Annotated in this window: 21 protein-coding genes and 6 pseudogenes; 18 read left to right on the top strand and 9 right to left on the bottom strand. The window is 68.4% G+C overall.

Annotated features, from left to right (window positions below):
* Positions 1–81 precede the first annotated feature (81 nt).
* The 3 genes from OG978_RS40365 (at position 82) to OG978_RS40355 (ending at position 3,559) form a co-directional block, all read left to right on the top strand.
* Positions 82–1,401, top strand: coding sequence for a sensor histidine kinase (locus tag OG978_RS40365; protein WP_326763296.1), 1,320 nt, complete (start codon positions 82–84; stop codon positions 1,399–1,401).
* Complete coding sequence (locus OG978_RS40360) at positions 1,398–2,075, top strand: response regulator transcription factor (protein WP_326763297.1); 678 nt, start codon at positions 1,398–1,400, stop codon at positions 2,073–2,075. Before OG978_RS40365 ends, OG978_RS40360 begins: the two co-directional genes overlap by 4 nt.
* A 206-nt stretch (positions 2,076–2,281) precedes the next feature.
* On the top strand, positions 2,282–3,559 hold the full coding sequence (locus OG978_RS40355; RefSeq protein ID WP_326763298.1) for a metallophosphoesterase: 1,278 nt from the start codon (positions 2,282–2,284) through the stop codon (positions 3,557–3,559).
* Between the two features lie 444 nt (positions 3,560–4,003).
* Here the strand turns inward: OG978_RS40355 and OG978_RS40350 are convergent, their stop codons facing one another.
* Positions 4,004–4,186 carry a hypothetical protein gene (locus tag OG978_RS40350; protein WP_442817631.1) on the bottom strand — a complete coding sequence of 61 codons (183 nt, stop codon included), beginning with the start codon at positions 4,184–4,186 and terminating at the stop codon, positions 4,004–4,006.
* 36 nt (positions 4,187–4,222) lie between these two features.
* Between OG978_RS40350 and OG978_RS40345 the strand changes: the two are divergent.
* The 4 genes and pseudogenes from OG978_RS40345 to OG978_RS40330 form a co-directional block, all read left to right on the top strand.
* Positions 4,223–4,643 (top strand): annotated as a pseudogene (locus OG978_RS40345) (ISAzo13-like element transposase-related protein); the annotation flags it as partial.
* A gap of 440 nt (positions 4,644–5,083) precedes the next feature.
* Positions 5,084–5,898 (top strand): annotated as a pseudogene (locus OG978_RS40340) (IS110 family transposase); the annotation flags it as partial.
* A gap of 428 nt (positions 5,899–6,326) precedes the next feature.
* Positions 6,327–7,568 carry an IS110 family transposase gene (locus tag OG978_RS40335; RefSeq protein ID WP_326769881.1) on the top strand — a complete coding sequence of 414 codons (1,242 nt, stop codon included), beginning with the start codon at positions 6,327–6,329 and terminating at the stop codon, positions 7,566–7,568.
* A 23-nt stretch (positions 7,569–7,591) separates the two neighbouring features.
* Positions 7,592–7,981 (top strand): annotated as a pseudogene (locus OG978_RS40330) (transposase); the annotation flags it as partial.
* A 22-nt stretch (positions 7,982–8,003) separates the two neighbouring features.
* Here the strand turns inward: OG978_RS40330 and OG978_RS40325 are convergent.
* Complete coding sequence (locus OG978_RS40325) at positions 8,004–8,399, bottom strand: hypothetical protein (RefSeq protein ID WP_326763299.1); 396 nt, start codon at positions 8,397–8,399, stop codon at positions 8,004–8,006.
* Between the two features lie 624 nt (positions 8,400–9,023).
* Here OG978_RS40325 and OG978_RS40320 point away from each other — a divergent pair.
* Positions 9,024–9,734 carry a hypothetical protein gene (locus tag OG978_RS40320; RefSeq protein WP_326763300.1) on the top strand — a complete coding sequence of 237 codons (711 nt, stop codon included), beginning with the start codon at positions 9,024–9,026 and terminating at the stop codon, positions 9,732–9,734.
* Positions 9,735–10,070: 336 nt separating this feature from the next.
* Here OG978_RS40320 and OG978_RS40315 read toward each other — a convergent pair whose 3' ends face one another.
* Together OG978_RS40315 and OG978_RS40310 are read right to left on the bottom strand one after the other, a co-directional pair.
* Positions 10,071–10,958: an alpha/beta fold hydrolase gene (locus OG978_RS40315; protein ID WP_326763301.1), complete on the bottom strand. Its 888-nt coding sequence runs from the start codon at positions 10,956–10,958 to the stop codon at positions 10,071–10,073.
* Between the two features lie 2 nt (positions 10,959–10,960).
* Positions 10,961–11,410: a DUF6204 family protein gene (locus tag OG978_RS40310; RefSeq protein ID WP_326763302.1), complete on the bottom strand. Its 450-nt coding sequence runs from the start codon at positions 11,408–11,410 to the stop codon at positions 10,961–10,963.
* Between OG978_RS40310 and OG978_RS40305 the strand changes: the two genes are divergently transcribed.
* The 6 genes and pseudogenes from OG978_RS40305 to OG978_RS40285 all read left to right on the top strand — a co-directional run bounded on the left by OG978_RS40305 (position 11,403) and on the right by OG978_RS40285 (position 15,618).
* The gene (locus tag OG978_RS40305) at positions 11,403–11,963 is read left to right on the top strand and encodes a GNAT family N-acetyltransferase (RefSeq protein WP_266816616.1); all 561 of its coding nucleotides are present in this window, start codon (positions 11,403–11,405) and stop codon (positions 11,961–11,963) included. The two genes, OG978_RS40310 and OG978_RS40305, sit on opposite strands and share 8 nt — an antisense overlap.
* Before the next feature lie 422 nt (positions 11,964–12,385).
* Entirely contained in the window at positions 12,386–13,450 is a 1,065-nt protein-coding gene (locus tag OG978_RS40300; protein ID WP_326763303.1) for a 2,3-butanediol dehydrogenase, read from the top strand.
* Position 13,451: 1 nt separating this feature from the next.
* On the top strand, positions 13,452–14,006 hold the full coding sequence (locus tag OG978_RS48555; RefSeq protein ID WP_442817632.1) for a substrate-binding domain-containing protein: 555 nt from the start codon (positions 13,452–13,454) through the stop codon (positions 14,004–14,006).
* A pseudogene (locus tag OG978_RS40295) lies at positions 13,946–14,803 on the top strand (IS256 family transposase); the annotation flags it as partial. The gene OG978_RS48555 and the pseudogene OG978_RS40295, both read left to right, overlap by 61 nt.
* A 15-nt stretch (positions 14,804–14,818) precedes the next feature.
* Entirely contained in the window at positions 14,819–15,373 is a 555-nt protein-coding gene (locus tag OG978_RS40290; protein WP_326770306.1) for an alpha/beta fold hydrolase, read from the top strand.
* Entirely contained in the window at positions 15,370–15,618 is a 249-nt protein-coding gene (locus OG978_RS40285) for an alpha/beta fold hydrolase (protein WP_326763304.1), read from the top strand. Before OG978_RS40290 ends, OG978_RS40285 begins: the two co-directional genes overlap by 4 nt.
* A gap of 351 nt (positions 15,619–15,969) precedes the next feature.
* Here the strand turns inward: OG978_RS40285 and OG978_RS40280 are convergent, their stop codons facing one another.
* Together OG978_RS40280 and OG978_RS40275 are read right to left on the bottom strand one after the other, a co-directional pair.
* Complete coding sequence (locus OG978_RS40280; protein ID WP_326763305.1) at positions 15,970–17,802, bottom strand: alpha/beta fold hydrolase; 1,833 nt, start codon at positions 17,800–17,802, stop codon at positions 15,970–15,972.
* Positions 17,799–18,392 (bottom strand): TetR/AcrR family transcriptional regulator, encoded by a 594-nt coding sequence (locus tag OG978_RS40275; protein ID WP_326763306.1) that lies wholly within the window; start codon positions 18,390–18,392, stop codon positions 17,799–17,801. Before OG978_RS40275 ends, OG978_RS40280 begins: the two co-directional genes overlap by 4 nt.
* A gap of 123 nt (positions 18,393–18,515) precedes the next feature.
* Here OG978_RS40275 and OG978_RS40270 point away from each other — a divergent pair, with 123 nt between their 5' ends.
* Positions 18,516–18,842 carry a recombinase family protein gene (locus tag OG978_RS40270; RefSeq protein WP_326763307.1) on the top strand — a complete coding sequence of 109 codons (327 nt, stop codon included), beginning with the start codon at positions 18,516–18,518 and terminating at the stop codon, positions 18,840–18,842.
* Between the two features lie 30 nt (positions 18,843–18,872).
* On the opposite strand, the gene OG978_RS40265 is transcribed toward OG978_RS40270, so the two are convergent.
* Complete coding sequence (locus tag OG978_RS40265; protein WP_326763308.1) at positions 18,873–19,127, bottom strand: hypothetical protein; 255 nt, start codon at positions 19,125–19,127, stop codon at positions 18,873–18,875.
* 11 nt (positions 19,128–19,138) lie between these two features.
* Complete coding sequence (locus tag OG978_RS40260; RefSeq protein ID WP_326763309.1) at positions 19,139–20,044, bottom strand: PhzF family phenazine biosynthesis protein; 906 nt, start codon at positions 20,042–20,044, stop codon at positions 19,139–19,141.
* Between the two features lie 62 nt (positions 20,045–20,106).
* Between OG978_RS40260 and yczR the strand changes: the two genes are divergently transcribed.
* The 3 genes and pseudogenes from yczR to OG978_RS40245 all read left to right on the top strand — a co-directional run.
* Entirely contained in the window at positions 20,107–21,474 is a 1,368-nt protein-coding gene (gene yczR, locus OG978_RS40255; RefSeq protein WP_326763310.1) for an aminotransferase-like domain-containing protein, read from the top strand.
* A gap of 151 nt (positions 21,475–21,625) precedes the next feature.
* Positions 21,626–22,861: an IS110 family transposase gene (locus OG978_RS40250; protein WP_326763311.1), complete on the top strand. Its 1,236-nt coding sequence runs from the start codon at positions 21,626–21,628 to the stop codon at positions 22,859–22,861.
* 390 nt (positions 22,862–23,251) lie between these two features.
* Positions 23,252–23,356, top strand: a pseudogene (locus tag OG978_RS40245) (hypothetical protein); the annotation flags it as partial.
* An 80-nt stretch (positions 23,357–23,436) separates the two neighbouring features.
* Here OG978_RS40245 and OG978_RS40240 read toward each other — a convergent pair.
* Positions 23,437–23,661 (bottom strand): annotated as a pseudogene (locus OG978_RS40240) (ISAzo13 family transposase); the annotation flags it as partial.
* Positions 23,662–23,745: the final 84 nt, after the last annotated feature.

The raw sequence follows: 23,745 nt of genomic DNA, 5'->3' as shown, positions 1-23,745 counted from the left end.
CTTTTGCCCCCGCCCGCCGGTTCACGCTCCCCATGGAGCGGCGGGCGGCCCTCCCGGACAGCGAAAAGGCCCCCACCTGCCATGAGCGAGCCGACCACCCGAGAACCTGTACACGGCACCTCGCCCCATGCTTCCCGGCTTCCGCGGTCACTGACCAGCGACCCCGACCACCGCGTCACGGTGTCGATCATCAGCGGGCTGGCCGCCTGGCGGATACTCGACCGCGACCACCCCCGTCTGCGGCTGTGGGCCGTGCCCGTCTTCTGCGCCGTCCTCGCACTGCCCGCTCTGCTCAACCCGGCCAACCGCGCCCACCTGCCAAGCGAGATCGTCCTCACCCTCGCCTACACGGTTCCGCTGCTGTGGCGGGAACGACGGCCCGGCCTGGTGTTCGCGATCACCACAGCCGCCTCCGTCCTCGCGCTGCCGCTGAACGTCCTCAACGGCGCCGACGCGGCCCGGATCGTCGCGCTCTACAACGTCGGCCGCTACGGTAGCCACCGCCAGCTGGTCCTCGCCTGCACGGTCACCGCCGCCCAGCTCGTTCTCTGGATCGCGGCATTCTGGGGAAGCGGCCATCTGCAACACGCCAAGCGCCCAGAAATCGTCACACTGCTGGCCATGCTCGCCGTGACCGCCTGCGCCGCACTGGCCCTCACCGGACGCCTGGCGAAAGCCTACATTGTGGCCCTGGAGACCGAGCGGGACCAACAGACCCGCCTGGCCGCAGCCGCGGAGCGCACCCGCGTCTCCCACGAGATGCACGACATCCTCGGCCACACCCTCGCCGTGATCATCGGGCTGGCCGACGGAGCTGCCGCTCTGGCCAGGTCCCGCTCGGAGAAATCCGCCGACACCCTCGACCTCATCGGTGACAGCGGCCGCGAGGCCCTCGCGGAACTACGCCGCCTGCTCATCGTGGTCGACAACCCCGCGACACCACGGGACACCACCCCGCTCGCCCCGCAGCCGACCCTTCAGGACCTGCCCACGCTGCTCCACCGCGTCCGCGCCGCCGGCCCCACCGCCGACCTGCACACCAACGGGGACCTGACACCGCTCAGTCCCGGCCTTCAGCTCACCGTCTACCGCATCGTGCAGGAAGCCCTCACCAACACCCTCAAACATGCCGCGGCCGACACCACCGTGTCCGTCGACCTGTACAGAGATGAGGAATCGGTGCACGTCACGGTGGAGGACACGGGCCCGACCCGTGCGGCGGACAGCGAACGGCACGCCAGGCACAGCGGGCAAGGACTGGTCGGCATGCGCCACCGCGCCGCCCTCTACCAGGGGCGCATCAGCGCAGGCCCGACCCTCGCTGGCGGCTGGCGCGTCCACACCGTCCTGAGCACATCCCGCACCCTGCCCAGCGCCGCCCAGGAGAAGCACCGCATATGACCACCGTCCTCATCGTCGACGACCAGACCCTGCAACGACTGGGCTTTCGCATGCTCCTCGAAGCACAGCCGGACATCTCGGTCGTCGGCGAAGCCTCCCAGGGCCAGGAGGCCGTCCGCCTGACCGCGGAACTGCGTCCCGACGTCGTCCTGATGGACGTCCGGATGCCCGGCGTCAACGGCATCGAGGCCACCCGCCGCATCGTCGAGTCCGGCGGCCGTTCGCGGGTTTTGGTCCTGACCACCTTCGACCTCGACGAGTACGCCTACGAGGCCCTGCGGGCCGGCGCGGCCGGCTTCTTCCTCAAGGACGCACGCCCCGAGGAACTCGTCGTCGGCATCCGGGCCGTGGCGGCCGGCGACAGCGTCATCTCCCCGAGCCTGACACGCAGACTCATCGACGCCTTCACTACCTCTCACCCACAACGGACGTCCGGCGCTCTTGTGCTCAGCCCCGGACAGCGACGACAACTGGCCGCCCTGACCGAACGCGAACGCGAAGTTCTCGCCGCCGTTGCCACGGGATGGTCCAACACCGAGATAGCCGCCCACCTCCACCTGGCCGAGTCGACGGTCAAATCCCACGTCAGCCGCATCCTGGCAAAGATCGACGTCCGCGACCGCGTACAGGCCGTCATCTTCGCCTACGACGTGGGCCTGGCCCGCCCGCAGTGAATCCGCGCGAGCAGACAGATGGACCCCAGATGCCGCCGTCCGACGCGGCCGTCCCTCCGGCCGGGCGCCCCGCCCCCCGGACCAGCCGACCCTGACCGTTCGACAACTCTCCCGGAGCACCCCGCCGCCATGCACCGACACCTCGGCCCCAGCACCCACGACGGGCGATCCGTCTCCAGTCCGTTCCCACCGGCTGAGGCAGCGGCGTGAGCACCCTCGCGCAGGAAGCCACCGTCGCCGCCGTGAGCATCGTCGCCTCGGCCGCCGCACACCGCTACCTCTACCTGAGGCTCGTCAAGGACGTCACATCGTCCGCCCGGCTGCGCAGCGCGGGCGGGGCCACGGCGGTCGCCCTCACGGTCCTGGTCCCCACCGGTGTCCTCGCCGCTCAGTACGCGAACCCCACACGCATCGCATGGCTGGCCTGGCCGGCCTTCGTGTGGGTCGCCCTGGCCGCCTACCTGCTGATGACGCTCGTCGCCCTGGAGATCCCTGCACGCCTCACGGCGCGTGCACTGCGGCGTCGAACCGGAACCGGCCCCGCGATTCCCGCGCAGGCCCCTCGGGCGCCGGTCGTGCAGCAGAGCCAGTCCGTCGCGGCTCCGATCATGGGCGCCCCGAATCCCCGACCGGCCCAGGACCCACCGCGGATGGTGGACCGCCGTCTCGTGCTGGCCCGCTCGGTCGCGCTGCTCGCCACCAGTACCGCCATGGCCACCACCGGCTACGGCTTTCACCGCGGCCTGGGAGCACCCGATGTGAAAGTCGTGCCCGTGGCCCTGCGCCGACTGCACCCCTCCCTCGACGGCATGCGCATCACCATGGCCAGCGACCTCCACCTAGGGCCATTCTTCGGCCGCGCCCACACCGCACGCATGGTCCGGATGATCAACAACACGTCGCCCGACATCGTCGCCATCGTGGGCGATCTCTCCGACGGCACCGCCGGCGACCTGGCCGCTCACGCCGCGCCGCTCACCCGGCTGTCCTCGACCCACGGCACCTTCTTCGTCACGGGCAACCACGACTACCGCCACGATGTCGACGCCTGGATCGCCACACTCGCCGACTTCCGCGTTACCACCCTGCGCAACACCCGAACACTCATCAAACATCGGGGCGGAGCCATCGACCTCGCAGGCGTCACCGACATCACAGGCGAGCAGAACCGCGACACACCCGACTACGACAGGGCCCTCGGCGACCGCGACGCCTCCCACCCCGTCGTCCTGCTCGCCCACCAACCTGTGCAGGTGCACGAAGCCGCCCGACACAAAGTCGATCTCCAACTGTCCGGGCACACACACGGCGGAGCCTTCTTCCCCGGCAACCTGCTCGTGCCACTGACCCAACCCCTCACAGCGGGACTGGCTACCATCGACCACACACAGCTCTACGTCTCCCGCGGAGTCGGAGCATCCCTGCCACCCATCAGAGTCGGAGCACCACCCGACATCACAGTCATCGAACTGCGCAGGCAATAACGCACGCGTGGCGTCGGCGATCAGGACCAGCACAGCCCAGCTGTTCCGGCCCGGCTTCGGTAACCGTGCCGCTCACCCCGCCGGGGCGCCGTGGCTTCTGAGTACACGGGCTACCCTGCGGGTGGTTCCGGAGCATCTGCGGCGATCAGCTGGCTGTTCTCGACCATCAGCCGCTGGTTGACGTTGCGGAGTGCCTGCATGGCGGCCTCTACCTGGCGGCCGCCCTGACCAGCTAGTCAGCCACTCCCGCGCAGCGGGGAACCTCAGCGTAACGAGCTGGTGCGTGATAGCGGGTGATGTGTTCTTGCTGGTGGGTGGCATGATCCGGATGTGGCGATCATGCTCAGTCGGACGGTTCTCGCGCATCAGGTGTTCACAGGGCGTTGTCACGTTGGTGGGTTGTTGATCGGTTGAGGGCGTGTGGGGGTTGGGCGGGGGCCTGGGTCACGCTGCGGTGGGCGGGGCGGTGGCGCCGGTGATCTGGTCCCAGATCACGAAGCGGGTGGTCATCTCGGTGCGGTGGTCGGGGGCGGTCCTCCGGTGCCGGCGTGGCCGGAAGTGGGGTGAGATGCCGCTGAACGCGGACAGGAACCGCTGGGCCCCGCCCAGGGGATTGTAAAGAATCAACGCGTTGCTTTGGGGGCTCTGGCGCGTTGGTCTGGTATGCGCATACCGAGTGAGGTTCGTGATCAACTCGCCCTGAGGTTCGGGGTGTTGTTTCCGCATCTGGATGAGCGGCAGCAGCGGCTGGCGCTGGCCACCGAGGCCCGGCTGCTGGGCCACGGCGGGGTCCGGGCCGTCGCGCGCACTGCGGGCGTGAGCGAAACGACGGTGCGAAAGGGGGTCTTCGAGCTGGAGGGCGGCGAGGATCCGCTGCCCGGGTGGAGGGTTCGCCGCTGTGGTGACGGGGCACAAGAGTGCCGAGGAGCTGGACCCGCGGCTCGTTCCGGCTCTGCTGGCGCTGGTCGAGCCGGACGAGCGGGGTGATCCCATGTCGCCGCTGCGCTGGACGACCAAGTCGCTGCGGCACCTGGCCGAGGAGCTCGCCGGGCAGGGGCATCCCGTCTCGGCGCCCACGGTGGGCCGGCCACCTCCACGGCGCCGGAACGTACCGCGGCGGCGGAGGCGCTGACGCTGTTCGCCGACTGGGAGCCAGGCACCTACGACCGCCTGGACTGAACCGGCACCCACCGCGGCGCCTCGCCCCGGCACGGGGTCAGGTGGGGTTCAGTGGAGTGATGCCGGTACCCGCGTACGGTTCGGGCTCCAGCGACAGGACCGTGATCGGCTCCCCCCCATTTACCTTTTTGGTGGCTCCGCAACGGGGCTCCCGGCCTCCGGGCTCGGCATGACTTCCCCCCTTGTTAACCATGATCCGGGGGGTGGTGTCACCGAGCCCGGAGGCACTGACTGACCGCTGATTAGGGGCATGACCACCGACTCTTCGCAGGTCGGGAGGCTCTTCGTAATGTGGATGTGGCGATCGGTGCCGTGGACGAGGCCGGGCAGAAGCACGACCGGAGGATGCACGTGATCGACACCGGCGACATCGACGTCTATCTCGGCCTGGACGTCGGCAAAGGCGAACACCACGCCACCGCCGTCACCCCGGCAGGGAAGAAGGCGTTCGACAAGCGCCTGCCCAACACCGAGCCCAAGCTCCGCGAGCTGTTCGCGAAACTCCAGGCCAAGCACGGAACGGTGCTGGTCGTGGGCAGCCGGCCTCGATCGGAGCCCTGCCGCTGGCGGTGGCCCGGGACATGGGCTGCCCCGTCGCCTACCTGCCCGGTCTGACGATGCGGCGGATCGCCGACCTCTATCCCGGCGAGGCCAAGACAGACGCGAGGGACGCGTTCATCATCGCCGACGCCGCCCGCGCGATGCCTCACACTCTGCGCTCGGTCGACCTCGAAGACGAGACGATCGCCGAGCTGGAGATGATCGTCGGCTTCGACGACGACCTGACCGGTGAGGCCACCCGGGTCGCGAACCGGCTCCACGGCCTGCTCACCCAGATCCACCCGTCCCTGGAACGGGTTCTGGGCCCACGGTTGCAACACCCGGCTGTCCTGGCCCTGCTGGAGCGGTTCGGGTCACCGGCCCAGATCCGCAAGGCAGGCCGTCGGCGGCTGGTCACGCTGCTGCGGCCGAAGGCGCCGCGGATGGCCGAGCGGCTGGTCGAGGACATATTCACCGCGCTGGACGAGCAGACCGTGGTGGTTCCCGGCACCGAAGCGGCCGCGCTGATCGTCCCGAGCCTGGCCGGCTCGCTCGCCGCCGTCCTTGACCAGCGCAAGCTCCTGGCCGGGCGCATCGAGGAACTGCTGGAGGCCCACCCTAATGGGCAGTGATGCGGGGCACCGCCAGGCCCACCCCGGCCCGTCGACGCCTTGAAAGAGACTGCGGGCCCCGCATCACCCTCGTGACGGTGGTCGGTGCCGGAGAAGCCGCGCACACCCCCAGGGACTTGGATCCCTTGGTCAAGAGTCGGCCTCCGGTGCCGTCCAGCGTCACGAGTCCGTACCCCACCGCATCCAGTCCGATGATCGGATCGTTGAAGTTTGTGGTCCGAGCCGCCCACAGGGGTCACCTCTCACCACGCCTGGAGCCGCCGAGCTCTGGAGCAGACCGAGGGCCCTGTGAGTCGCTGGGGTCACGAACGGCTAATCGGATGCAGGGCCATCGAGCCCTTCCATTAGGGAGACGCGTGCCCCCGCACGGCTGCGACCAGCAGGACACCCCAGACCGAGAGGACGAACACGCCACGATGACCGTCACCTGCGGAATCGACTGGGCCAGCGACCACCACGATGTCGCTCTGATCGACCACGAGGGCACCTTGTTATCCAGGGCCCGAATCAACGACGACCTCGAGGGCCTGCACCAGCTCCTCAGTCTCCTCACCGCTCACGGCGACAGCGCGAACACCCTGATTCCTGTCGCGATCAAGACCTCCCGCGGCCTCCTTGTGGCCTGCCTGCGAGCCACCGGCCGGCCCGTCTACGCGATCAACCCGATGGCCGCCGCACGCTACCGCGACCGGCATACGGTCACCCGCAAGAAGTCCGACCACCTCGACGCCATGGTGCTCGCGAACATCTTGCGCACGGACAAGGCCGCCCACCGGCCGCTGCCCGACGACAGCGAACTCGCCCGCGCTATAGCCGTCCTGGCCCGCGCTCAGCAGGACGCGGTCTGGGACCGCACCCAAGCGGGCAACAAACTCCGCTCCCACCTGCGCGAATGCTTCCCCGGCTTCCTCGCGACCTTCCAGCACAACCGCGAAGGAATCAGCAGCAACGTCGCCCGCGTCCTCCTGGCCGCGGCCCCCACACCCGAACAGGCGGCCAGGCTCACCCGCGTCCAGCTGCGCTCGCTCCTGAAAAGGGCCGGCCGCCAACGCGGCATCGAGGCGGAAGCCGAACGGCTCCGAGACGCACTGCGCATCCCGCAGATGCGCCAGCCTCCGCAGGTCGAGCAGGCCATGGGCCGCCAGGCCATCGCCCTGCTCAGACAACTTGATGCCGCCTGCACCAGTGTCGACGACCTCGCCGAAGCGACGGTGGAGTCTTTTGACACGCACCCGGACGCCGAGGTCATCACCAGCTTTCCAGGGCTCGGGGCTCTCACCGGCGCCCGGGTGCTCGCCGAGATCGGTGACGACCGATCCCGCTTCACCGACGCTAGAGGGCTCAAGGCCTTCGCCGGAGCCGCACCGGTCACCCGGGCGTCCGGCAGGAGCCTCGCGGTCATGGCCCGACGGGTCAAGAACCAGCGTCTGGCCTCGGTCGGCTATGTCTGGGCCTTCGCCAGCCTGACCGCTTCACCCGGAGCCCGGGCCCACTACGACCGGCGGCGAGCCGATGGAGACCGTCACACCGCCGCTCAGCGCAACCTCTTCAACCGCATGCTCGGCTGCCTCCACCACTGCCTTACCAAGCGAACCCGCTATGACGAGCTCGCCGCGTTCCCCGCACCGTCAACCCCACAACTCACCATCGCCGCTTGACAGATCAACTGCATCGGATGTCTCTTTCCCCGGTCCTGACCTCGATGCCCGGAGTCGGGATCAGGACCGGAGCCAGGATCCTCATCGAGGTCGGCGACGGCAGCAGCTTCCCCTCCGCCGCCCACCTCGCCGCCTACGCAGGACTCGCCCCGGCAACCCGCAACTCGGGCTCCTCGATCCGAGGCGAACAACCGTCCCGGAGAGGGAACAAACAGCTCAAACGGGCCTTCTTCCTCTCCGCGTTCGCAGCCCTGGGCGACCCGACCTCCCGGGCCTACTACGACAAGAAGATCGCCCAGGGCAAGCACCACACTCAGGCCCTCCTCTGCCTCGCGAGACGACGAGCCGATGTCCTCTTCGCGATGCTCCGCGACAGCACCTTCTACGAGCCCCAACCCACCCGATCAGCTTGACCGAACACCATGCTGCGAGAGCTCACGAGACGGGCTGATCTGCGACGTCTCGGTACTCGTCCACGAGCCGGAAGAAGGCGTCAAGCGGAGGTTCACCAGGAAGGTTCTCCACAATCGCAGCGTCCCATCCAGTTGCCATCGACCAACCACGGGTCCTGCTGAGCCAAGAGGCAAACCCTCCACTTCCACGATGAAACGCGAACTCCTCATCGGCATCGTGGACCTGAAGAGCGAGGTGGTAGCCGAACATCATCACCGCCAGTTCCTGCAACGAGCTGTTACGCACCCATGCGTTCGGCCGCTGCCGAACGGCTTCCAGCAGGTCATAGACGTCCCGCCACTCTTCAGCAGCGCGTGCCTTCGACTCTCCGCCTGGCACCCCCACCGAATCCCCCTCTCCAGCCGGCATCACCAGCAAGCTAACCCGCCGCCTTGACGAACTACATAGGGGCACCCCCCCGCCTTCACCGCATCCGGACCACGGTGAGGGTGCCGTGCCGGCCGGACCCGGCCAGCACATCCACGACCAGGTCCGTCTCCACCCGCTTATCCGTCTCCACCCGCTTATACGGCTCGCCGCCTGCCGTCCTCTCCCCCACCACGACCGCGCCACTCAAGGCCTCACCGACACGAGTCGCAAGGACAGGTTCCAGGCGCGCGGACATTCGGGCCGGCCCGCCCTCGTCCCGGTCGTGGCCTGCGCCGTCTGCCACAACCGCATTCATTCGGAACAGCCAGCCAGAACATTCACCGTAGTCACTGGAGAGCCGGATGACCGGGAAACCGTCATGTCCGGTTCGGCGGGAGGCCGCGCGGAACAGGACTCGCCCACGGCGAGCACCTCACCGCGCGGCCGACCCAACCTCCTGGCTGACCGGATACCACCGCCTCAACCACCGCTACGAGCGCAAACCAGGCAACTACCTGTCCTGTCTCGGACTTGCCGCCGCCCTCTGCTGCTACAAACGGCTCCTCAAACTGACCATGCAGGAAACGGTCTCAGCAGCGATCACCACCTGGCTGTGAGACTGCCTGCGCTCGCGTGACCATCGTCGCCCCGTTCACGCGTCTCACGCCCTCGTTCGGATTTGTCTATCGTGGTGTCATGCGAGCATCGGATGGTTCGGTCGAGTGGCTTGAGGACTTCATCACTGCGTGGCACGGAGCACGTCAACCGAGCTACGGCCTGACCGAGACGGAACTACCCGACTTCCTCCCAGTACCGCTCCGATGCCTGTATCGCCATGCCGGACGCTGGCCCGGCCCGAATCCGGAGGAGCACTTGCCGGACTCGCCCGGGATCTTCCAACAACAAGATGTGCTCGTACGCGCCGAGGCCCTGAGCCTTCACGACGGAACGGTCGAGTTCCTCAGCGAGAACCAGGACAGCTGGACATGTCGTGTTACAGCCGCCGGTCCAGCGGCACCCGTCGTGCTGAGCAACGCCCACTGGATGTGGGACGACGACTCGGAAGGCGAGTACATGCCGCTGACACCATCTCTCGAACAGTTCCTCACGAGCTTCGTGCTCCAAGAAACGGTCTTCGGATGCCGCAACCTCGCCACCACCAGCGAGCCGGCGACCCCGACCAGTCGATCCCGCTCTGGCTGGACGGCTGGTACGTCTTCGAAGAACCCAGCCACAGCTTCTGGAACGTTGACTCCGCGCTCGTCGCCGACATCAGTGGAACTCGCTGGGTTGGCTGGAACGGTCCAGACGCGCCCTCAGCCGAGCTCGGCAAGCTGCAAATGATCCGAAGCTAGTGTTCTGCACCCATCGACGCCCTCTCACAAGATCCTGACCATACGCGGGCCAACACCGCTTCCCAGGCCTTAGAACCCTTCGTTTCCGCTGGTCAACGACGTATCGAGTCTGTACCACCAGCAGACGAAGAACCTTCTCGTGTCGTACTCACCCCGATCGCCACCCGGTTCCTGGCGTTGCCGTAGAGGAGGCGGATGCGGGCCGGGTGAGGACCAGGGACCGAGCAGCGGAAGGCGTCGCCCTACGTCGGCAGTCGTTGGGCACTACAGACCGAGCGCACTATCTCCGGTCTCGCGGCGTGCTGCTTCGCTGAGCATGTCTTGCTCATGTGCGTGTCGTGTGAGCACCCACGGCGTCGATGATTGCGGGCCAGAGTTCTCGTGGTCGGTCGTGGCCCATGTCGGCGAGCAGGATCAGTTCCGCGCCGGGCACGAGTTCGGCTGTTCGCTTCCCTCCTCTCGGGTCGATGAGGGTGTCGTCGAGGCCGTGGATCACGAGGGTCGGGACGGTGAGGGAGGTAAGTGCTTCGGCGCGCGATCCTCCGAGGATCATCGCTCCGAGCTGACGGCCTGTGCCCGCTGGGTAGTACGCGCGGTCGTAGCTACGGGCGGCGAGTTCTCGGATGCCGTCGATATCGGTGTAACGCCGGGACGCCCAGATGGCTTCTTTCTCGGATGCGTTGATGTATCCGGCACGGTCTGCGGGCTTGGGGCTGAACAGCGCCTGCTGGGCTGCGGGACTGGGTTGTCCGTATTCGGACTCGCCGGTGGAGGACATCATCGAGGTCAGGGTGAGGCACCGCTCAGGGTGGGTGATCGCCATGGTCTGAGCGATCATCCCGCCCATCGACGAGCCGAAAATGTGGGCGCGAGTGATCCCCATGGCGGTGAGCAGGCCCAGGCCGTCGTCGGCCATGTCCTGCAGCGTGTAGGGGATCATCGCTTGAGCAGCGGGGATTTCGCCGGCGCTCACTGTCTCGATGAACCGCGTCATGTCGACCGGATGGGCGTCGAACTTGGTGGACAGGCCGCTGTCGCGGTTGTCGTAGCGGATCACGTAGCGCCCTCGCGCGGCGAGCATGTGACAGAAATCCTCGTGCCAGGAGATCATCTGGGCTCCGAAGCCCATGACCAGCAGGACGGGCGGATCGGCAGCCTCGCCGAAGGTGTCGTAGGCGATGGAAGCCCCGGAAGGGACGTCGGCGATGGGCATGGTCAGTCCTCGTGAACGTGGTGTTGGTCGCGGCGCCCTTGCGGATGGGGGCGTTTGATCTTTACGTCGTCCAAGCAGGTCGTGGTGGTTCTCAGGTGCTTGAACGGGATCTTCTCGGATGTCAGATAGTCGATTGCCATGACTTCGGCCTCCACTGCGGCGAGGTCGTCGGCCTCGACAGCGGTGTCCGCGTCGGCTTCGATGCGACAGCGGAATGTGAATCTGGTCAGGGTCGGTGTGTACGTGAAGGTTCCGTCCTCGGTGAAGGCCGCGAACTGCAGGTCATGTTCGTGCTGCTTGTCGAGCAGGCGTGTGCGGAGCAGCTGTTCGAGCTCATCGAACCGGCCTGTCACCTGAGCTCTAGCGGCATGAGCAACCATCCCTTCGCCGGCCTGCTGCGAATATCCGGTGGCGGGCTCTACTGCCGGTGGTGAAGATCGCGGCATGAACATCTTTCTGGAGACCGATCGGCTCGTGCTGCGCGCGTTCACCGAGGCCGACGTCGACCATCTGTTCGCGCTGGACAACGATCCCGACGTCATGCGCTTCATCAACGGCGGCCGGCCAACGAGCCGCGAGATGATCCAGGCACAGACCTTGCCCAGGCTCCTCCACGAGTACCCGTGCTTCGGGACCCGCGGCTACTGGGCCGCGCAGGAGAAGGACACCGGGGCCTTCCTGGGCTGGTTCGAATTCCGCCCCCTGGACGAACACAGCCCCGCTTTGGTGGAGCTCGGCTACCGGCTGAACAAGGCCGCCTGGGGCAGCGGCTACGCCACCGAGGGATCACGGGCCCTGATCCGCAAGGGATTCATGGAACTCGGGGTGGGTCGGGTGACCGCGAACACCATGACGGTCAACGCGGGATCCCGACGTGTGATGGAGAAGGCGGGCCTGTCCTTTCTCCGCAACTTCACCGGCGACTGGCCGGAGGCGATCGAAGGCTCCGAGCACGGAGAAGTCGAGTACGAACTCACCCGAACCAAGTGGGAGCAACGTTCATAGAAGTCAGCCGCTCAGCTGGAAGTCCAGCGGTTCCGCTCCGAACAGGCAGCCTTGCCCTCAGGCGATCCACAACTCTTGACAATTACTCGGCCGCCCGTCTCGTCCGGGAGACTCATGGCTTCCTGGTCGAGTTCCAAGTCGCCGACGAACGGATGGGCAGGTGGCCGACTTGCAGCCGGATGACCGTGCCTGAGATGACCGGGAGGTCGCCGGCGGGGTGGTCGGCCAGGCCGAGCATCGGCTCAGCAGCGGGTGCAGCCGGTGCGCTTCTCGGGGGCCGCCATGGCCGCCGCGCGTGCCCGACCGTATCGAACCGTATTGTGCATTGATAATGTAAATGCGCCGCGCGAGGCACACACCTCACTCCACGGCAGACCCGACACGAGGTGTGAGCAGAAAATAGACGAAGGAGCCGGCTCAAAGTGAAGGCTGCACGCTACTTCGACCGCGGTGACATCCGCATCGAGGACATCCCGGAGCCCACTGTCCGACCGGGCACGGTGGGCATCGACGTCGCATACTGCGGGATTTGCGGCACCGACCTACACGAGTACCTCGACGGACCGATCTTCGTCCCGCCGGCCGGCCACCCGCACCCGGTCTCGGGTGAGTCCGCCCCCGTGACGCTTGGCCACGAGATGTCCGGCGTCGTGTACGCGGTGGGTGATGGCGTCGAAGGCCTGAAGCCGGGCGACCGCGTCGTCGTCGAGCCCTACATCCTGCGCCCCGACGTCGACACCAGCGAAAATAACCCGACTTATCACATCTCGCCCGATATGAACTTCATCGGGCTGGGCGGGCGCGGCGGCGGGCTCGCGGAGAAAGTCGTCGTCGAGCGCCGGTGGGTCCACCCGGTCGGAGACGTCCCGCTGGACCAGGCGGCCCTCATCGAGCCGCTGTCGGTTGGGTACCACGCGTTCCAGCGCTCGGGCGCGAAGGCGGGCGACTTCGCCCTCGTCGGCGGCGCCGGCCCCATCGGGCTGCTCACCTGCGCGGTGCTCAAGGCGATGGGCGTCGAGGTCGCGGTCACCGAACTCAGCCCGCTGCGCCGGCAGAAGGCGCTGGACACCAAGGTCGCCGACCACGTCATCGATCCCGCCGCCAGCGACGTTGCCGAGGAGGTCCGGCGTCTCACCGGCGGCAAGGGCGCGGACGTCGCATTCGAGGCCACGTCCGTCAACGTCGTCCTCGACACACTGCTGGACGCCGTTAAGCCGGGCGGCGTCATCACCGTCATCTCAATCTGGGGCAAGCCCGCGTCGCTCGACATGCAGAAGCTCGTCCTCAAGGAGGTCGACCTGCGCGGCACGATCGCCTACGTCAACTCCCACCCGCAAACCATCAAGCTCGTGCAGGAGGGGCGCATCGACCTGGCGCCGTTCATCACCAAGACCATCGGCCTGGACGACCTCGTCACCGAAGGCTTCGAGACCCTAATCCACCACAATGAGACGGCCGTCAAGATCCTCGTAGACCCCCACTCCTGACATGCCGACGGACCCGGCCGCGGGTTACCGGGGCTCGTCTCTCCTTCCTCATCCTCATTTGGTTGCAAAATGGTCCCCGATGGACCGTCCCGGCACCGACGCACTCATCTGTGGCCCCGATGGCACCGCCCAAATCGCCCAGCACGCCCTTCAGATGATGGGCCGCGCCATCGGCCAGGACATTCTCCTCGCGGCCTGCGTAGACTCCCCTGGGCTGCCCCTGTGTTCCCCGCCCATCACTACAATCAACCTGCGCCCCCAGCCTTGCGGGCTACCCCGCGATCGTTCCGCAGCAGCCAGCCACCCGGGCCAGATCCTGAAGACCGACGGAGACCGCCTGGCGGGAGATCCGTTGCCGCTTCGCGGGTGTCCCCGACATCTCCGGCACCGTCCCTCCCGCCGCCGGTGCCGGGACCCCACCAAGTGCACCGCCCTGCGCACCGGGCACCGCTTCAAGCGGGACGGACGCCTGACCATGTCCTCCGGCGACTTCGTGCCCGCCAGCAGTTCCTCGGCTCCTCCGCCGGGCTCTCTCCGGCGACGGTCACCCGGCTGACCCAGCAGTGGCAGGCCGATCACGCCGCGTTCATGGACCGTGATCTGTCCGAGGTCGACTATGTGTACATGTGGGCCGACGGCATCCACCTCAACGTCCGCCTGAAGGAGGCCAAAGCCTGCGTCCTGGTGCTCATCGGGGTCCGCGCCGACGGTTCCAAGCAGCTGGTCGCGCTCAAGGATGGTTACCGCGAGTCCGGTGAGTCGTGGGCCGACCTGATGCGGGACTGCGCCCGCTGGGGCATGCGCGCCCCGGTGCTAGCGGTCGGGGACGGTGCCCTGGGCTTCTGGAAGGCGCTGGCCGAGGTGTTTCCCCACCACCGCGAGCAGAGGTGCTGGGTTCACAAAACCGCAAACGTGCTCGACTCCCTACCGAAGTCCGCGCAGCCGGGCGCGAAGAAGGCCATCCAGGACATCTACAGCGCGGAGGACATGCAGCACGCTGAGGCGGCGATCAAAACGTTCGTGCAGCTCTACGGGGCGAAGTTCCCCAAGGCCGTCATGAAGATCACCGACGACCAGGCCGAGCTGCTGACGTTTTACGCGTTCCCGGCCGAGCACTGGATGCATCTGCGGACCACGAATCCGATCGAGTCCACGTTCGCCACGGTCCGGCTGCGGACCAAGGTCACCCGCGGGACCGGCTCCCGCACCGCCGCCCTGGCGATGGTCTTCAAGCTGGTCGAGTCCGCCCGGCAGCGGTGGCGGGCGGTGAATGCGCCCTACCTCGTCGCCCTCGTCCGGGCAGGCGCCCGCTTCGAACGCGGCCGGCTCGTCGAACGGCCGACGCCAGCCGATTACCTGGGGGCCGACGTGGCATGGTCTGAACACGTAGTGGTGCGAGACGGCGTCCGGCTTACCTGCCGGGACTGGGGCGGGCCGGGACAGCCCATCGTGCTGCTGCACGGCTTGGCCGGTCACACGGGTGAATGGGACGTGCTGGCACAACGCTTGAGCTCCGGGTATCGGGTCGTCGCGGTCGACCAGCGCGGGCACGGCGCCAGCGAGCGTCACCCGCGGGACGTCTCCCGCGCCGCCTACGTCGCCGACGTCATCGCCGTTGTCGATCAGCTGGCGCTGCCGCGGCCCGTCCTGGTCGGCCAATCGCTGGGCGGGCACACCGCCATGCTCACCGCCGCCGCACATACCGGGCTCGTCCGCGCGCTCGTGCTCGTCGAGGCCGGCCCTGCGGGGCAAACCCGAACGGCCCCGCGGACATCGGCGGATGGCTCGACTCATGGCCGACACCGTTCCCCTCACGCGAAGCGGCAGCCGCGTTCCTCGGCGGCGGACCAGTCGGCGCAGGCTGGGCGGCCGGGCTGGAGGAACGCGAGGGCGGATGGTGGCCTCGCTTCGACCGGGACGTGATGGTCCGCTCGCTGGCGGAGAACGCCCAGCGTTCCTTCCATCACGAGTGGGGTCAGGTCGCATGCCCCACCCTGGTCGTCCTGGCCCAAACCAGCTTCATCCCCGCGCAGGAAGCCGACGAAATGCTCCGGCAGCGACCCGCCACCATGGCCATGAGCATCCCCGGCACCCGCCACGACCTGCACCTGGAACAGCCTGAAGCCCTGCACACCGTGATCTCGGACTTCTTCAAGGGCCTCGCCTGAGAAACTCAGCCCGGTCATAGCGTCACCAAAGTCAGACTCCGCAGAAAGCCACCGATCCGCAGGCCTTGACGATCACTCCGACATGGACAAGCGCCTCGACCTGGGGATCATAGTGCCCCGCCCCCAAGCCCCGGCGGAGGCCGTCGCCCATTTGACCGTGGAGACACGATGAAGGACTTCGCCGACCTCATCGCCACCCTTGGACGACTAACGTGGCGGGCGCTCGACCTGATGCGTGTCTGCGCCGCTCGCGACCGCGCCGCGATCGTGGAGCATTTCGCGCACCTAGGAGGCGGACCAGTTGGCGTACCCGCCGTGCTCGTCGCACTGCCTCGACTGCCAAGCACCTCGTCACCGCGGTCGTGCGCGTGCCGCCCTGACGCCGGGTTCACTGTGCGAGCCCAGGAAGGCGGTCTGCGAACCGATGGCCTGAGCGACGACTTCTGAGTGCGTCAGCTGAGGATGGTGCCCCGCGCCGGCAACCACTGTCACGGTGGCGTGCGGGAGGGTGTCCAGCAGCGACTGTCCCTCAGCGGTGAGCGGATCGTTGGATCCCAGGACGATGTGGACACGCCCTGGGTAGTGCTGCAGCTTGGCCTGGAGGTCGGCACGCCACTGCGGGTTCGCCGTGGCGGCCAGAAGCCCGGCGGCGGTGGCCCCAACGGTGCCGCGGCGAAGATCCGCGACAGCCGACCGGAGCGCGGCCGCGTGGCCCGTGGCGCCGGTCAGCCGCTCGGCCAGCGCCTCGGGGGGTGTCCGCCTCAGGTACCAGCGGGTCAGGGCCGGCCGCCTGGCGGTGCGGGGCGGGTGCCCCTGCAGGAAGAACGGTGACACCAGCGTGAGTTGATCCACCGCATCGGGATGGGCGGTCGCGGCGTCGACGGCGGCCGCGGCGCCGATGGAGTGACCCACCAGGTGACGGGCACCGGTCTCGGTGACCAGCGCGGTCAGCCAGGACTGCCAGTCCTCGCGGCGTCCGGCGCTCATACCCAACCCCGGCAGGTCGACGGCGCGCGCGTGCCCGACCGCCGTAACGACCGGCGCCCAGGTGTCGGCGTTGACCGGCAGACCGGGCAGCACCACCGTGGGTGCGCCTGCCTTGCCGAGCTCGAAAGTCCGTATCCCGCCCAGCTTGGTGAATCGTCTGTCACCTGCGGGGGCGTCGCCGAAGCGGTGGGCTGCAAGGTGGTCGGCCCAGCGGCGGATCGTCGTGGCGGTGTCCGGCATGGCCAGCCCGTGCCGGGCGGCGAAGGCACGGGCCGAATCGGTCGGGTAGCGGTCGGTCGACAAAAACGTCACGGTCTCCGGATCAGCCTTGGTGAGCCACTGGGGCAGCCGCTTGAGCAGGGACACCGGGACCCGTGTCCTGGGTGCCTTGACCCCGTAGTGCTCCGCTATGAGCGTGAGCAGGTCGGGCAGTGCGGGCGTGCCGTCGTCCAGCGTCCAGTACGCAGTGCGGTGGGTGGCCTCGTCCATCGGAAGCAGCGTCATGAAACGGGCGAGGTAATCGACCGCGACCACGGGGACGAACGTGTGCCCGTTGCCCGGGAGCACGGGAAGCGAGCCGTGCCAGAGGTCTTTCACATTGGAGGCGAGTCCGAGGTACTGGTCGGACTCCCCGGTGGCGCTGTCGCCGATTACGCTGGCCGGGTTGACGATGGACCAGGGGACACCCAACTGCCCTGCCAGATCCTGGAAGACGGCGTCCGCCTCGGCCCTGGACGCCTCGTAGGCGCCCAGGGCCCGGTAGGTCTCCTGTCGATACTCCTCGCTCCACGGGGCGGCGTCCTGCCCGCCCACGCGGTATCCGGAGACCTGAACCAGGCGGCGCAGGTTCGGCAGCCGCGCCCCGAACGCGACGACCGCGCGGACGCTGCCAACGTTGGCGCGACGCGCCTCATCCACCGACATGCCGAACCGGTAGGCGCCGGCGCAGTTGTAGATCTCGGTGATGTCGTCGCACTCGCCGTCCATCAGTGACGCCTTGGCGAAGTCGACCCGGAGGTCGATCGGGACCTGGTCATACCCGCGCCCGGCCAGCCACCGAGTCAGCCGCTGGTAGGACTCATGGCTCCGGCTGGCCGCGCTGACTCGAACGCCGGCCTGGCCGAGCGCGAGTACCAAGTGGCGCCCGATGAAGCCGCTCGCACCCAGCACCAGTGCATGCCGGTCCTCCGGGCTCATGCCGAAGCCTCCGCGCTCTGTTCCAGCAGCACGGCGATCGCCTGGGCGGCGCAGTGCAGCGGCTCGGTGGACCGCTGGGCACGCGAGACGATCACCGCTCCTTCCACCATGCTGACCACGGCTGTCGCCAGGGCTCGGGCGACGGGACGAGGGTGGCCGTGCGCACTGAGCAGGTCACTTACCGGCGCGATCCATGACTCGAAGGCACGGGCGCAGGCGTCTCGCAGACGTTCGCTCTGCGCACCCATCTCCAGTGTCACCACCGAGACCGGGCATCCCAGCTGGAAGCCGCTGTCGTTGAGTATCCCGGCCAGTTCGTCGATCACACGGCGTACCACCTCACCCGGCGTGGCCGACCCTCGCGCCGAGTCGGCGACGAGAGAGCCAAATCGCGCGGCCGCCAGCTCGACGGCCTTCTCTCCGAGGGCCTCCTTCCCCTGGGGGAAGTGGAAGTAGAGCGACCCTTTCGGGGCACCCGCGTGCTCCACCACCGTGTTGAGTCCCGTGCCGCTATAGCCGTGCCGCTGGATCAGTTCCAGCATCGATTCCGCCAGCCGCGAGCTGGTCCTGGCTCCCTTGGTTCCATCCATGACTCAAGAATAGACCGGTCTATAGATTTTGTGAAGCGTCTCAAGCTTGTCGCAGCGATGTCCACGTCGGAGTCAAAAGCGGGAGTGGCGGGTGCTTCATGAGTGGACCGAGCTGCCCGGCCGGTGAGCGCCGGCGCTGAACCGGCCGGGCACGTCCGTCTCGGCTACGCACGGGCCTCGACTGCCCGGCAGTCCCTCGACGCACAGCTTGACTCCCTCGCCGAGACCGGGGTGACGCGGGTCTTCTCGGAGAAGATCTCCACCCGCGCCACCCGGCGCCCCGAGCTGGAGGCCGCCGTGAAGCTCGCCGGGGAGATCCGCTCCTCCGGCGTCGCCGTGACCCTCGTCGTCCACGAGCACAAGCGGCACGGCCGCGGCATCGAACTCGCCATGCTCGCCGAGGAACTGAAGGCGAGCGACATCGGCCTGGAGTTCCTCCCGGAGAACTGAAGGGCTCCCACGACCCCTCCAGCATCGAGTTCACCGCGCTCCCGGCCATGTCCGGGATGGAGCAAACACCAGCCCCACCGATGCGCCGGCATCCCGCATGACGTGCAGGTGGGCGGTCTTGACATGGGAGTCCCCGCCGTCGGCGACGGGCAGTACCGCCGACGGCGCCCGGGCGCCGTCGGCGGTACTGAACGCGTTGAAGGCGTCGGCGACCGGCTCCGCGAGGTCGGTGAGGTCCACGACCGCGCGAATACGGTCGGCCGTGTGAAGGGGAAAGCTGGGCATGGCAATGGTCCTCACTCGGGCAGGGCGTCCAGGGTTCCCCGGGCCACCATGCTCACGTCACCGCCGACCCGGATGTTGTGCAGCGCGTCGGGGCGTCCCTGCGGCAGGACGGTGAGCCGGCTCGGACGGCCGGTGAAACGCCCCTGCCCCAGGGTGAACTCCTCCTCGACGGGCACAACGCCGTGCAGAGCCAGGTACGCGCCGACGCAGCCCGCCGCACTGCCGGTCGCGATGTCCTCCAGAACGCCGTCGTTGTTCCAGTGGCGACCTTCCAGTGCCTCGATGTCGAGCACGTACGCGAACTGCGCGCCGTACCGCCCGACGAGCTCCGCGAAGTCGCTGCGGACGATCCTCGCCTCGGCCAGACCCGCCACCACCGGCACGATGAGATAGCGCAAGCCGGTGGAGACGACACACAGGGGAAGGTCGGCGAGTGCCCGGGTGGGCAGATTCAGCGCCGCGGCGATCTCCGTCCTGTCCTCCGCCGGTACAGTCGCAAGGAATTCCGGCGCTCCCTGGTCGAGTTCCGCGTGGTACCCGGTGGCGGTGCGCCGGGTCGTCACCTCGACGGTCCCGCCGACCAGGCGCAACGTCCAGCGCCGCAGGCCCCGGCCGCCGTCACGCTCGTGAAGGACGGCGGCCGCGCCCAGGACCGGATGTCCGGCGAAGTCGAGTTCCTCGAAGAGGTCGAACACCCGGGCGGTGACGTCCTGGCTCTCATCCTCACCGCGCAGGAAGATCGTCTCGAAGTGCCGGAGTTCCTGGGTGATCGCGAGCATCTGTGCGGCGGAGAGGCCGGGGACGTCGGGAAAGACGGCAAGGGAGTTGCCGGTGAACGCCTTGCTGGCAAACACATCGACATGGCGGTAGTGCAGGGGCGTGTGGTCTTCAGGACTGATGCGGTAGTGGCTGGTCACGGCTCGACGCTAGGGCGAGACCATCCATCCGGTCATGGTCCAATCCCAATAAAGTGGCCTACGTGAATGGCACGGTGTGGCACGTCCCGGCGTCACGGTTCTTCCAGTTGCTCGGCAACTGGCTCGCCGGCGACGGACCGCTCGCACGACGGTTGGCCGATGCCGTGGAGAAGGCCATCCGCGACGGTCGGCTTCCTCTCGGGGCGCGGCTTCCCGCCGAACGCCTGCTCGCCGGCGAGTTCGGTCTCGCTCGGGGCACCGTGACGATGGGCTACCAGATCCTGCGCGCCGAGCAACTGATCGTTACCCGGACCGGCTCCGGCAGCACCGTCTCCCTGCCCCGGCTGCACGAGCGCCTCTCGCCCTGGGCCAGCGACCGGGGCGAAGCAGGCAAGAACGGGGCACCGCTGGACCTCACCATCGCGGAACCCGCGGCACCCTTCGGCGAACTGCTCCAGGCCGTGAGGGAAGCGACCGACACGCTGTCCGCCACACTGTTGCGCGCCCCCTCTGAAGGCGCCGGTCCGTCGGCGCTGCGCACAGCCATCGCCGACGCCTACGAGGCCCAAGGGCTCGCGACCGACAGCGGGCACCTCCTGCTGACCAGCGGCGCCGATGTCGCGCTGAGCCTGCTCAGCGCGGCATACCTGCGGCCGAACAGCAGAGTCGTCCTGGACTCCCCCACCTATCCGGGCGCGCTCGCCCTGTTCCGGGGCGCGGGTGCCCGGCTGGTCTCCCAGCCCCTCACCCCCACCGGCTGGGACGTCCCCGCCATGGACCGTACTCTCGCGACTGCCCGGCCGTCCCTGACTTACCTGATCGCGGATTTCCACAACCCGACGGGCCTGTTGATGGGCAAGGAGGAGCGCGCCGAACTGCGCCGGCGGTTGCACGCCCACGACACCTTGGTCGTCTTCGACGAGACCATGCGGGACTTGGACCTGCGCGAGGGAGCCGCGCCGCCGCCGCGTATCACGTCATGCGCCGGTGACCGGCACGTCGTGTACGTGGGTTCCTTGAGCAAGTCCTTGTGGCCGGGCCTGCGCGTAGGTTGGATCCGGGCCCATCCCGACGTCACCCGGCGGCTGGCGGCGCTCCCGCTCGCGGCCGCGCTCGCCCCCTCGCCGTTCGACCAGCTCGTCGCCGCCCGGCTCCTGGAGCGCCAGCGGACGGTCCTCGGCCGCCGACGCGCCCAACTCAGGTCCCAGAGAAACTACTTGGTCGCGCGACTCGCAGGTCTTCCGTGGTGTTGTTTCCCGGTCCCGCAGGGCGGTCGGTCCCTGTGGCTCATGCTCCTCGACGCCGCCCCGTTACCTTTTCTGTGGCCCCGAAATGGGGCGCCTGGCCCCCGGGTCCGGTATGGCTGTGTGCCCCCTGTCGAAGTCGATGACCTGGGGGGTGTTGCCGCCGGGCTTCGGGGCACCGCTTGACCGCTGATGAGGGGCCTGACGACTGCCTGGTCCGGTGCAACGCCGGACCTCTTCACGGGCGGGATGTCTGCGTAACGTGGTTGCCGGCGTGTGGTGCCGCAGGGACGGCCGGGACGGATGCGAAAGGCACGACCGAAGAGGGGCATCGCGCATGGCCGACACCGTCATCGATATCTCCGGCATAGGTCTGTTCCTCGGCCTGGACCTGGGCAAGGAGTTCCACCACGCCCGCGGCCTGACCGGGCAGGGCAAGACCGTCCACGACAAGAAGCTGCCCAACACCGAGGCCCGCCTGCGGGAGTTGTTCGACAAGCTCAGGGCCAAGTTCGGCACCGTCCTGGTGATCGTGGACCAGGTCGCCAACATCGGCGCGCTGCCACTGACCGTGGCCCGCGCGACCGGCTGCCGGGTCGCTTACCTGCCGGGACTCTCGATGCGCCGGGCCGCCGACCTCTACCCGGGCGAAGCCAAGACCGACGCCCGCGACGCCTTCGTCATCGCCGACACCGCCCGGACCATGCCGCACACCCTGCGCGCGGTGGACCGCGACGACGAGAAGCTGGCCGAGCTGACCATGCTCACCGGCTACGACAACGACCTGGCCGGCGAGGTCAACCGCACCTCCAACCGGCTGCGCGGCCTGCTCTCCCAGATCCATCCCACCCTGGAGCGGGTGGTCGGCCCCCGGCTGGGCTACCCCTACATCCTGGCCCTCCTTGAACGGCACGGCTCCCCGGCCAGGCTGAAGAAACTGGGCCACGCCCGCTGCGAGGCCCTGCTCAAGGCGCACGGCTCGCGCAAGGCCCACCACCTCACCGCGGAGATCTTCGACGCGCTTGCCGAGCAGACCGTCATCGTGCCCGGCACCGAGGCCAGCGCGCTGATCGTGCCCGGACTTGCCGCCCAGCTCGCCGCCGCCCACACCCAGCGCCGCCAGGCCGAGCAGGAGATCGCCGCCCTGCTGGAGGCCCTCCCTCTTTTCCACCTCCTGACCTCCATGCCCGGCATGGGCGTCAGGACCACCGCCGCCGTGATCGTCGCCATCGGCGACGGCACCACCTTCCCCACCGCAGGACACCTCGCCTCCTACGCCGGACTCGCCCCCGCCACCAAGTCCTCGGGCACCTCCATCCGTGGCGAGCACGCACCCCACCGCGGCAACCGACTCCTCAAACGCGCCCTCTTCCAGGCCGCGTTCGCCGCGATCGGCTGCAAATCCGACCGCTCCTCCCGCACCTACTACGACCGTCAACGCGCACGCGGCAAGACCCACACCCAAGCGATCCTCCGCCTGGCCCGCCAACGTGTGAACGTCATCCACGCAATGATCCGCACCGGGGCCCTCTACGAACCACGAACCCCCGGCGACATCGGCCTCGCGGCCTGACAGCACCACCGCCCCTCCCTTCCTGACCCCATCACGCGCGCACCGGCACGGCCACCCCCGCCGTGCCGGCCACCGGGCTGCCCATCAGGCACCCGATCCGCCGGGAACGTCCCGCTTCGCGGGACGTTCCCAAAACCAGCACCAACACCCACCAACCGACCCTGACAGGGTTGACGAAACAGATAGGGGCACCCCCCGCCGGTTGGCCGACCTGGCGGCCACGCGCAACCTCGCCCTCACTCCGGGCTTCCACTTCTCTCCCGACGGCGCTCTGGATCGCTATCTGCGGCTTCCCTTCACCCTTCCGCCCGAGGCACTCGGCACCGCGGTCGCTACTACACCGACGGCACCCTGGAGGCGGAGCGCCTCGTGGAGCTGGAGGCATTGGGGATGGTCTGGGCCGAGCGGGACGCGGCCTGGGCGGACGGGGTGGCCGCGGCCCGGCTCTACACCGCCGCCCACGGCCACTTCCTCCCGTCGACCAGTGCGGTGTGGGCCGACTACCCGATCGGGGTCTGGGCCAAGAACGCCCGCACAGCGGCCCGCCGGGCCGCCGAGAACGACGAGCTGCGCGCGGCCGGGCGGTTGCCACCACCGGGCCGGCGAACCCACCCCAACGGCGCCTCTCCGGAGTCCAGTTCCCGCACCCCGAGCGACACAGTGGCCTCCCGGACGCCGACGGCACGGGCGACCGCCCGGATCCCGCCGTGACCGAGCGACCGGGCCTCCGCCCCTATCAACAGACGACGCTGCCGCTCGTCGAGATGCGGCAGAATCGCCCCGAACTTGGCTGACAACACGGCTGTTGCTCTTCCAACCCACCCATGCCAGACCAACGAACCACCGAGCGGAAAGCCACGGGTAAAAGATCTGCACGCCCTAAG

Origin of the sequence: Streptomyces sp. NBC_01591, assembly GCF_035918155.1 — a bacterium.
Classification (GTDB): Bacteria; Actinomycetota; Actinomycetes; order Streptomycetales; family Streptomycetaceae; genus Streptomyces.
This window is presented reverse-complemented; position numbering and strand designations above follow the sequence as displayed.

Excerpts from the sequence above, each read along its gene's own strand:
- OG978_RS40250 (WP_326763311.1), top strand. The coding sequence starts at position 21,626 with ATGGCCGACACCGTCATCGATATCTCCGGCATAGGTCTGTTCCTCGGC.
- OG978_RS40360 (WP_326763297.1), top strand. The coding sequence starts at position 1,398 with ATGACCACCGTCCTCATCGTCGACGACCAGACCCTGCAACGACTGGGC.
- OG978_RS40275 (WP_326763306.1), bottom strand. The coding sequence starts at position 18,392 with ATGGATGGAACCAAGGGAGCCAGGACCAGCTCGCGGCTGGCGGAATCG.
- OG978_RS40335 (WP_326769881.1), top strand. The coding sequence starts at position 6,327 with ATGACCGTCACCTGCGGAATCGACTGGGCCAGCGACCACCACGATGTC.
- OG978_RS40305 (WP_266816616.1), top strand. The coding sequence starts at position 11,403 with ATGAACATCTTTCTGGAGACCGATCGGCTCGTGCTGCGCGCGTTCACC.
- OG978_RS40315 (WP_326763301.1), bottom strand. The coding sequence starts at position 10,958 with ATGCCCATCGCCGACGTCCCTTCCGGGGCTTCCATCGCCTACGACACC.
- OG978_RS48555 (WP_442817632.1), top strand. The coding sequence starts at position 13,452 with ATGCCGACGGACCCGGCCGCGGGTTACCGGGGCTCGTCTCTCCTTCCT.
- OG978_RS40280 (WP_326763305.1), bottom strand. The coding sequence starts at position 17,802 with ATGAGCCCGGAGGACCGGCATGCACTGGTGCTGGGTGCGAGCGGCTTC.
- OG978_RS40310 (WP_326763302.1), bottom strand. The coding sequence starts at position 11,410 with ATGTTCATGCCGCGATCTTCACCACCGGCAGTAGAGCCCGCCACCGGA.
- OG978_RS40365 (WP_326763296.1), top strand. The coding sequence starts at position 82 with ATGAGCGAGCCGACCACCCGAGAACCTGTACACGGCACCTCGCCCCAT.
- OG978_RS40265 (WP_326763308.1), bottom strand. The coding sequence starts at position 19,127 with ATGCCCAGCTTTCCCCTTCACACGGCCGACCGTATTCGCGCGGTCGTG.